We start from the raw sequence: 9459 nt of genomic DNA on the forward strand, positions 1-9459 counted from the left end.
AACACCTGTTACGGGATACGTTTGATAATAATCATCTGAACTGTTATTATCCCAACTATTATCATCATAATAAGCATAATTTGTTGGGTTAACACCTGTTACGGGATACGTTTGATAATAATCATCTGAACCGCCATGATCATCGTTAGATTCATACAAACTCATAATTTTTTCTCCGGTTGCGTTTAAATCGAAAATCTTCGGGAGTCGAAAATACAGCCCTGATGTAGATACGTTTAATAAAACGTCCCTACATTTCAATTAAATTGGGGTTAAATATCAGCCCATTTCCGCAATAAATTTGCGTGACTTTTAGCAATTAAGTCAAATTCTATGGTTTTGCCATATTGTTTGAAAAGACTTCTACGAGCGGTATCTAAATCAAACAATATTTCTCGTTTAGATGGGTCACGAACTAAACTTTGAATCCAAGTAACAGCCGCCCAGCGAGTACCTTCAGTCACCGTTTCCACACGATGCAAGGTCGAAGACGGATAAACAATCGCCGAACCTGCATCTAACTTAAAACTCTGTTCTCCTAATGAAGTTTCAATCACTAATTCTCCCCCTTGATAGGTGTCAGGGTCAGAGAGAAATAAAGTTAATGAAACATCCGTTCGAGAGATAGATTCATCGCCCATAATGGCATTATCGAAATGGGAACCATAATACATTCCCAGATCATAACGACTGAAAATAATCGGGCGAATGGCTTTAGGACGTGCCGCTATTTGAAACAGTTCGTTCCGCTTTAAAGCTTCGAGAACAATACTTCTTAGGTCAGAAGTAATCTCACTATCGGTTTTGATTTGTTGATTATTTTTAACTGCTTTGACGTACCGACCAGCCGTTGTTTTCCCATCTATAAACTCAGCTTTTTGCAGTAGCGTCGAAGTTGTTTCTAGTTCTTCAGGTGTGAGAATATCAGCAATACAAAAAATCATCAGATGTTAGCCTTCTCCACCTTCTCCGCTTTCTCCGCTTTCTCCGCCTTCATCTTTTTTATCATCTTTATCATCTTTATCATCTTTATCGTCGGTTGGAGTAGAGGCTTGCAACATCTCAGAGGAGGTGAAAGTATCCCCAGAAGTCGAAATCTTGGATGCAATTTCTTGACTCAAATTATGAGGTGCAGAAGCATTGGCAACATCCGACAATCCTGCTGTTAGAATATAAGCACCCACTCCCATCCAAATCTTAGTACGAGTAGACAGACCGTTATTTTTATTGCTATTCATGGGTTAAATCCTTAGTCCTTGATTTGAAACTAAGCCCATTGTAGTCATGGGATAGTGACAAACTGGTGACGACAAAAAAATCAATTTTGGGTCGTTGGAGATACAGGAATATCCTAGGTTTTTTGAGTGTTAGGATTAGATTGAGGTTTAGGGACTTGTTGTAAATCAGGTAAAATAATTGAAGGATTTGTATTTTCGGATTCATTGTCCATTAAATGAGTAATGGGTTCTGTTAATTGATTTGGATTCATGAAAATAACTTTGGCATTGGCACTGCTACTTAATTGTTGATTGGCATCAACATATTGTTTCGTAATTAAAAACTTTAGGAACTCTGAACTATTGGTTTTCAGTCCCAAAGTGTCAGCTAAAACTTTAATAGATTGAGCTTGTCCTTGAGCTTCTAAAATTTCTGCCTGTTTTCGACTTTCAGCAACTCGCTTGCGTTCCATCGCATCCTGTATAGATTTAGGCGGCGTAATATTCTGAATATCAACCCGAATAATCTTAATCCCCCAGGTTTTTGTTCCCTGTGCTAATGCTCCTAATAATCCCGTATTCAGTTGTTTAATTTTAGCTAATAAATCTTCCAGATTCATTAACCCAATTTCTGCCCGAAGTGTGGTTAAAACCAAATTAGAAATCGCTTCTTTAGTTTTATCGGTTTCAACGTTATAATAAAAATTTTGTAAATCTTCTATTTTCCAAAAAACGACAGCATTAATTTTAAGGGTGATTTGATCTTTCGTAATCACTTCTTGGGGATCAATATCTAATAAACGTTCCCGGTTTGTATCATAATAAACAATTTTTTCGACCACAGGCACAATAAATTGCAGACCGGGCTTTAGGGTGCGTTTATATTTACCTAATTGTTCAACAATGGCTTGATCACTGGTACTAATCACTTTAACTGAGGAATTCAGTGTAAATCCAATGATTATGGGAAATAAAATACCCAGAAGATACTGAAACATGATTTTAAAAAATTAGAATTGATAATAGGGAATAGGGAATAGGGAACAGGGAACAGGGAACAGGGAATAGGGAACAGGGAACAGGGAACAGGGAACAGGGAATAGGGAATAGGGAATAGGGAATAGGGAATAGGGAACAGTCGGGAATTTAACGACTTTTACAGTTTTTTCCATATTAGCATTATTTTAAGCAAAGATATCTATAAATCCCCCCGATTTCAGGGGGATTTATTAAAGGTTAGGTTGAGGATTTAATCACACCGCAATGTCCGGCGATATCTCCAAGGGGTTCAAACCGTCCTCCTAAATATTTAGCCAAAAATTCTTCAGCAATGGCATAAAAATGCAACCGGTTTTCAGGACGGGCAAAACCGTGACCTTCATCGGTATATAAGACATATTCCACAGGTTTTCCCGCTTGTTTCATCGCCTCAAAAATCTGCTCACTTTCCGCCTGTTTAACACGGGGATCATTAGCTCCTTGACCAATTAATAAAGGTTTTTGAATCCGATCAACAAAAAATAAAGGCGATCGCGCTTTTAAAAAGTCCGCTTCCGTGTCTAAATTCCCCACCCGATGATAGAAATTCTTGCGAATGGGTTCCCAATAGGGCGGAATACTTTGCATCAATGTTATAATATTACTCGGCCCCACAATATCCACCCCACAGGCAAAAACTTCGGGAGTAAATGTTAACCCCACTAAGGTTGCATAACCCCCATAAGACCCGCCCATAATAGCGATTTTATCCGGCTGAGAAATGCCCTTTTCAACTAACCAATTCACCCCATCGATCAGATCATCGTGCATTTTTCCGGCCCATTCTCGGTTCCCTGCATTCACAAAAGCTTTCCCATAACCCGTAGATCCTCGGAAATTCACCTGTAAGACCGCATAACCCCGGTTGGCTAACCATTGGGCTTGGGAGTCATAACCCCAGGTATCACGCCCCCAGGGGCCACCATGCACTAACATCACCGTCGGGGCGGGAAGTTCAACACCAACGGGTTTAGTTAAATAACCATGAATAGTTAACCCATCTTTTGCAGTATAAGAAATGGGTTCCATTGAGGCTAAAGGTAAGCCTTCTAATTTGGGTTTATTACTGAATAAAAAGCTGTGGGTTTTTGTTGGGCGATCGTAAACATAATAATAAACCGGGCCGTCATCGGTGACAAAACTAATTAACCATTTTTCATCCGATAATGTCCGACTAATGCCAAATTCCCCCGGACGAATTTGTTTGATCGCCTCAATATCTGCCTGAATACTAGAGTCAAGAATCTGCCATTCTTCTTTATCTTTATAGAAAGAAACAGCCTCAATATTTCGGGTTGTAGGATGGGCTAATAATCCGCCAATATCATATTGAGGATCTTCGGCAATTACTGTTTCTTGACGAGTCGATAAATCTAAGGCAATTAATCGTTCGGCATTGGCATCATGGTTGCCTAGCATATACAAAATTTTGCCATCATTAGAAAAGAAAGCCGCCCCTCCTTCTTCATCCGGCCCCCAATGACGCAGAGTTTCCCAAGGATGTTCGGTTGTTTCTCGATATAATAAATCAAACCCTCCATCTTCGGTACTAGAACTCGCTGCCCGAATTTTAAACTCTGCATCGGCTGTCCAACCTAAAATATTACCGGGATTTTCCGTATGAAAATCAACAGCCCCATTCTTTAAATTCACCTGATAAACATCAAAAACTTGGGGATCTCTGAGGTTCATTCCCACTAAAATTTGATCAGGGAATTTGTGATCTAAATTAACGACTTGCGCCCGAACGCCTTGAAAAGGGGTTAAGTCGCGGACAATATTGGTTTGAACATCAACTAAATACAAATGCCAATTTTCATCCCCATCGGAGTCCTGAATATACATCAGTTGATCTGGGTTATATGTCCAGAAAAAAAATCGAATTCCCCGTTTTGGATCACGGGTTAAGGGATGAGTTTCTTCCTGTCCAACGGTTTTTAACCAAACCTGTAAAATATTGTTATCATCTGGGGCAATATAGGCCAAATATTTGCCCTCTGGTGACAAACTCGGACTCGTGCGTTCCGGGTTGCCAAACAGCAAATCACGAGGAATTAAAGGCGGAAGTTCAGTTGCAGTTGTCATACTTTATGTCTTCAAAACTTAACTTTCTCTATTGTGACATTTTCCCTTGATTTTGTTGAGAACAGGTTGACCGGGACTGGCAAATATTAAAGGACTTACGCACAGATAACGTAATTGTGTGATTGCGAAGGTCGTGAAGCAATTTCAAAGCCTTGTCACACCGTTATAATGCGTAAGTCCTGTACCAAATGAACTGGGATTAAAATTACCTTGTTATATCGAAGCCCATCTTCATATTGTTTACAGGCATTTATTTTGGCAGAGATGCTGTCGGAATTTTCACAACAGGCTTAGGCATTTCAATCATTGTTTGTCCGAAATTCAGGTTGCGTTCAGGAACTGCTGACATCTGGATATTTTCTTGTTTAAAACGTTCCTGAATCATCTGAATCACTTCTTCATGAACTCCCCAAAAATCATCTATTTTAGTCCAACCACTTACACCAATGGAAAAATAGTAATCTTCAACTGACCAGAGAAATTTGCCTGGTTTGGGATCTTCAAGAATTTTCGGGTGTGATTCAATAATTTCCACCAATAATTTTTGCACTTTTGCTAAGTCCTCTTTAAAGCTAATCCGCAACCAAATCGCTACTTTACGGATTTCCCCATCAGTCAGATTTTCTATCATCCCACCCCAAACACTATTATTGGGAATAACATACATCTGACCTCCGAAACCTTTAATTTTAGTGCTGGCTAAAGAGATAGAATCAACATAACCCCAAATACCACCAAGTTTGACTTCATCACCAATATCAAAGGGTTTGTTAAACATAATCATCAAACCACTGGCAAAGTTACCCAAATTGCTTTGTAGGGCAAAAGCCAAGATGAAACTTGCACCCCCAAGCAAGGCTAAAATTGGGCCCAGGCTGACTTCTAGTGCGGTCAGGGCTAACATTATACCGACAACAACACCACCACGTTTGACGACCATGACGGTAAAATGACGCAATAGCTCAGATGCACCCCCAATCCGTTTTAAAGAGCGATTTATGATAATTCCGAGAATCTGAGAAACAATGATAGAGGCAAGGACAATACCTACGAATTTACCGATGTTGGTTGCCCAGCGCAGGCCACCTTCTCCTGATTTCACCCAACTCATCAAGCGAACGCCCACACCCTGAGTGTCTTTCAAGTCAACTGAAACTACGCTGATGGCATCAATATATTGTAGATAAGGTTTAGGATCTCCTCCTTTGCGTTCTAATTCTGCAAGCACAACTTTGAATCTGTCAACTATGGCGGTTCGCTCTGATTGCAGTTCTGTAACGTTAGCTACGAGTTGATTCTTTAATTTCGCTTCTCCATCAGCATTTTTATCTAATTGTTCTGCGGCTTTTTCTAGTTTTTCTCCCTTGGTTTTAAGATTTTCATTATTGTCAATAGTATCAACTGGCCCAGCTATTTGGGTACTGCCATCACCTTCTATTTTGGTGTTGTCTAAAGCAATTGCAGCTTTATTCAAATCTTGGGAAGATTGTTCATTACTATCCGGGGTTTGAACCCCTTCTATTTGTTCTCTCAGTTGTTTGAGAGAAATCTGGGCTGCATCTAGTTTTTTAGTTGCTTCCTCAAATTCAGGTGAATCAGGAACAGATGCTTTTTGCTCGGTTTGGGCTTCTTCAAAAGCTTTAATTGCTGCATCTAATTCATCAATATTCCTGGTCGCATCATCGTAGGCTAATGAATTAGCCGTTAATTCTTCTCGCTGTTTCTTAGCTTTATCTAATGCTTCTTTAGCTTTATCTAATTCTCCCGTTCCTTTGGCATTGTCTATCGCCTCCTTTAAACTATCATCCTTTTGAACGTCCTTTTTAGCTTCTTGAGCCGCATCAATAGATTCCTGTCCTTTTTTCAGGTTTTCTTTGGCTTCTTCTACTTTTTTTGTGGCTTCTTGATATTCTGGAGAACCAGGAGTTGCCGTCTTGAGTTGTTCTTCTGCTGCTTTGAGGGCTTCCTGTGACTTGTTTAGGGAATCAGATGCTTCTTGTTGTTTGTTGATGCTTTGATTTTGCCGTTTAATAGCTATTTCCGCATTACTGATTTTTTGAACTTTATCTTTTAGCAAGATCAGCCAAGCTGCTGATTCATTTTGCAATTCTTCTAAACTTAATGGTCTAACTAATAATTCTAGTTCGTCCACAGGAATTGTAGGATCTTGAGTCGTAATTGCCAATTTGGGATCGGCACTAACAGCAGGTTGAACTTGCTCTGCTTGTACTTCTTCTGCTGCATTTTCTTGGGTTCTTGCTGGTGTTGCCCATAGCGCGAATACACAAACCAAACTGGCGAGAGTAATAGCACGAACTGGATAGCGCATGAATTTTTCCCTAATTCTTGACAAAAATCTATCTATTGATACTAGACTAATCTACAAACCTAGAATCTGTCTATCATATTTTGACCAAACCTGTACAATATTCTTTTTATCTGATTATCTGGGGCAATATGCAATATAGGCTAAATATTTGCCATCGGTGGATAAACTGGGGCTATAGCGCTACTTGAAGAGGCAACAGGCAACAGGCAACAGGCAACAGTAAGAAGTGAAAGGGTTTCAGGATTCAAAAATGTCCTAACCGTAATGCGTAGCGCTATAGTACGTTCGGGGTTGCCAAACGGTAGGTCACAACAAGGAATTTAAGACGGGAGTTCAGTCGCAGGTATTTCTACCGTTGTATTTGTCATACTCTATAGCAACCCTAAATAGGTTGTAATATTTTATCGTAGGGGTTTGGTCTCCAAACCCAGGCGCAAAGAGGGTTTGGTCTCCAAACCCCTACAGGTTTTTATCACAAATCATTTAGGATTGCTATATGTATTTAAAACTTAACTTTGAAAATCTTAGATTCCTTATGTCAGCACCCCGCTCTAAAGAGACGGGGCTTCATGCCTCTAACTTTGGATAGTTGACCAGCCTAAGTCTTAATTGACTACGTTATCGGCAAGTGTTAAAGACCCACCAATGGATGCGAAGCTAGTCCGTTGCTCTGGAACTTAAAAGTTAAACAGTTTTACGAGGGGTAAGACAGTGCTTTTGAGATAGTTACCGACCGATAACATTGGCGAAGCTAACATTACCCTAGTAATAGGAGTGGGAGAAATCCCAAAAAACCGGGAATCGGCAAATACAAAAATTTTTGTCGGTTCCCAATCCAATATTCACGGGGAATAAATTCCCCTGAGTCGTGTTTCCTCTCAGGTCTGAAGACGCTGAGTTTCCACACTCCCATGAGATTTATATGAGAGACGTTTCAGTATCCATCTGTCCGGTTCCCCCTGAACAACGTCCTGTTAATGAATATCAAGAATTGAAAGCATCTTGGTTTTTTAGCTGGGTGACACTCAACTGGCCCCAATATCTGAGAAAATTAGTTTGGGTGTGGTTGATTAGCTGGGTAATTTTTTGCCCTGTAGCCGCCGCTAGTTTTGCTCCTAGCAAATATCTAGGCCAATTAATTCTCAGCGCCGCCTCTGGAGCAAGTTTTATTTTAACCTTAGTCGTGATTCGGTTATCTTTAGGCTGGTACTATATTAGATCCCGTCTGTTGAGTTCTAAAATTTTTTATGAAGAATCAGGATGGTATGACGGCCAAACGTGGCTAAAAACCCCTGAACTTTTAGCCCAAGATCAACTGATTCTCGCCCACCAAGTTCAACCGATTCTAACTCGATTACGAAAAACTTATTACGGTTTAGTAGGATTGTTAGCAGGAGGCGGACTAATCTGGATCTTATTGTAAATACTCACCGAATCCAATTCAAATATAATCTTAAATATGACACGGGGAAAACGAACACAAGCCAAAGAACTAGAAGTTAGACTCCTGCGGGAAGGACTGGTTGAGTCTATCCATCGAGTTCAAGCAACCGTCTGTGATAATCGAGGACGAGTGTTATCTGTGGCCGGAAATTCCGATACAGCAACCTTTATCCGGTCTGCCTTAAAACCGTTTCAAGCTCTACCTGTGATCACCACAGGCACACTCGAACGATATGATTTAACCGATATTGATTTAGCGATTATTTGTAGTTCTCATCAAGGAAGCATCGAACAAGCGCGACAAGCGTTTAATATTCTCTGGCGAGCGGATGTTGACCCCGTACAACTCCAGTGTCCCATTCCTGAAGGCAAAAATAGCCGTCTGCAACATGGTTGTTCTGGGAAACACGCCGGAATGTTAGCCATTTGTCAACAATGCCATTGGCCGTTAGAAAGCTATTTGCAACGGAAACATCCCCTACAACAACTCATTATCGGTAAAGTCGGAGAATTATTAGGATTACCCCCCGATGAGTTCCTCAGCGCCAGGGATGACTGCGGCGCACCTACCTATTATCTGGAATTAAGCCAAATGGCGATTCTCTACGCTCAATTGGCGTCCGGGGATAACCTCGATAGAGAGCGCATTGTTCGCGCCATGACCCATCACCCGGAAATGGTCGCCGGAGTTGGACGTTTTGATACGGAATTAATGCGCTTAACGGAGGGGGAACTCGTGAGTAAATCTGGGGCGGAAGGGGTGCAATGTGTGGGACGCATTGGCGAAGGTATGGGATTAGCGATTAAAGTTATGGATGGGTCACATCGCGCTAAATATGCCACCGCTATTCATCTATTAAAACAAATGGGATGGATTACCCCCACCATCGCCGAAACCCTCGGTGAAAAGTTCCTTACCCTCAGCGACTTCAAACGTTTAGACGTCATTGGGGAGTTGTCGTTTCTTTAAAGAATGATCCCCCCTAACCCTTGTTAACAAGCCAGGGCTGTTTAGCATCTTTAATTTTAGAAAAAAATAAGCGATCGCTCTTGATTTTATCAGGTAGCGATCGCTATTTCTTTACTCTTTTCCCCCCGACTTTGAAACAGCCCTGGCTTAAAAAGGGGGACTTGAATCTCCTGTTTCCCCCTTGTTAAGATCAGAAAATTATTCTAATATGAAATCCTTTAATGTTTGCTACAAATACTTGATCGGGTGGGTAATAACTTTTTTCTATTCCCTCCTATTCCCTATTNTGTTATCATCCCAACTATTATCATCATAATAAGCATAATTTGTTGGGTTAACACCTGTTACGGGATACGTTTGATAATAATCATCTGAAC

Annotated in this window: 7 protein-coding genes; 2 read left to right on the forward strand and 5 right to left on the reverse strand. The window is 40.7% G+C overall.

The window, feature by feature from the left end; all coding sequences use genetic code 11:
- Positions 1 to 272: 272 nt before the first annotated feature.
- The 5 genes from PL8927_RS26015 to PL8927_RS26035 form a co-directional block, all read right to left on the reverse strand.
- Positions 273 to 944 carry a Fe2+-dependent dioxygenase gene (locus PL8927_RS26015; RefSeq protein ID WP_083626768.1) on the reverse strand — a complete coding sequence of 224 codons (672 nt, stop codon included), beginning with the start codon at positions 942 to 944 and terminating at the stop codon, positions 273 to 275.
- A gap of 6 nt (positions 945 to 950) precedes the next feature.
- Positions 951 to 1238, reverse strand: coding sequence for a hypothetical protein (locus PL8927_RS26020; protein ID WP_083626770.1), 288 nt, complete (start codon positions 1236 to 1238; stop codon positions 951 to 953).
- 113 nt (positions 1239 to 1351) lie between these two features.
- Positions 1352 to 2215, reverse strand: coding sequence for an SPFH domain-containing protein (locus tag PL8927_RS26025; RefSeq protein ID WP_083626772.1), 864 nt, complete (start codon positions 2213 to 2215; stop codon positions 1352 to 1354).
- Positions 2216 to 2453: 238 nt separating this feature from the next.
- Complete coding sequence (locus PL8927_RS26030; RefSeq protein WP_083626774.1) at positions 2454 to 4340, reverse strand: S9 family peptidase; 1887 nt, start codon at positions 4338 to 4340, stop codon at positions 2454 to 2456.
- Between the two features lie 250 nt (positions 4341 to 4590).
- On the reverse strand, positions 4591 to 6669 hold the full coding sequence (locus PL8927_RS26035; RefSeq protein ID WP_083626777.1) for a mechanosensitive ion channel family protein: 2079 nt from the start codon (positions 6667 to 6669) through the stop codon (positions 4591 to 4593).
- A 922-nt stretch (positions 6670 to 7591) separates the two neighbouring features.
- Between PL8927_RS26035 and PL8927_RS26040 the strand changes: the two genes are divergently transcribed.
- Together PL8927_RS26040 and PL8927_RS26045 are read left to right on the forward strand one after the other, a co-directional pair.
- Positions 7592 to 8092: a CGLD27 family protein gene (locus tag PL8927_RS26040; protein ID WP_083626779.1), complete on the forward strand. Its 501-nt coding sequence runs from the start codon at positions 7592 to 7594 to the stop codon at positions 8090 to 8092.
- Positions 8093 to 8128: 36 nt separating this feature from the next.
- Positions 8129 to 9082, forward strand: a complete 954-nt coding sequence (locus tag PL8927_RS26045) for an asparaginase (protein ID WP_083626782.1) — start codon at positions 8129 to 8131, stop codon at positions 9080 to 9082.
- Positions 9083 to 9459: the final 377 nt, after the last annotated feature.

The sequence above is a fragment of the Planktothrix serta PCC 8927 genome, assembly GCF_900010725.2.
In the GTDB taxonomy this organism is placed as follows: domain Bacteria; phylum Cyanobacteriota; class Cyanobacteriia; order Cyanobacteriales; family Microcoleaceae; genus Planktothrix; species Planktothrix serta.

What these genes read in the sequence shown, in the direction of transcription:
- PL8927_RS26020 (WP_083626770.1), bottom strand. Translation starts at nt 1,238, where the DNA reads ATGAATAGCAATAAAAATAACGGTCTGTCTACTCGTACTAAGATTTGG.
- PL8927_RS26045 (WP_083626782.1), top strand. Translation starts at nt 8,129, where the DNA reads ATGACACGGGGAAAACGAACACAAGCCAAAGAACTAGAAGTTAGACTC.
- PL8927_RS26030 (WP_083626774.1), bottom strand. Translation starts at nt 4,340, where the DNA reads ATGACAACTGCAACTGAACTTCCGCCTTTAATTCCTCGTGATTTGCTG.
- PL8927_RS26040 (WP_083626779.1), top strand. Translation starts at nt 7,592, where the DNA reads ATGAGAGACGTTTCAGTATCCATCTGTCCGGTTCCCCCTGAACAACGT.
- PL8927_RS26015 (WP_083626768.1), bottom strand. Translation starts at nt 944, where the DNA reads ATGATTTTTTGTATTGCTGATATTCTCACACCTGAAGAACTAGAAACA.
- PL8927_RS26035 (WP_083626777.1), bottom strand. Translation starts at nt 6,669, where the DNA reads ATGCGCTATCCAGTTCGTGCTATTACTCTCGCCAGTTTGGTTTGTGTA.
- PL8927_RS26025 (WP_083626772.1), bottom strand. Translation starts at nt 2,215, where the DNA reads ATGTTTCAGTATCTTCTGGGTATTTTATTTCCCATAATCATTGGATTT.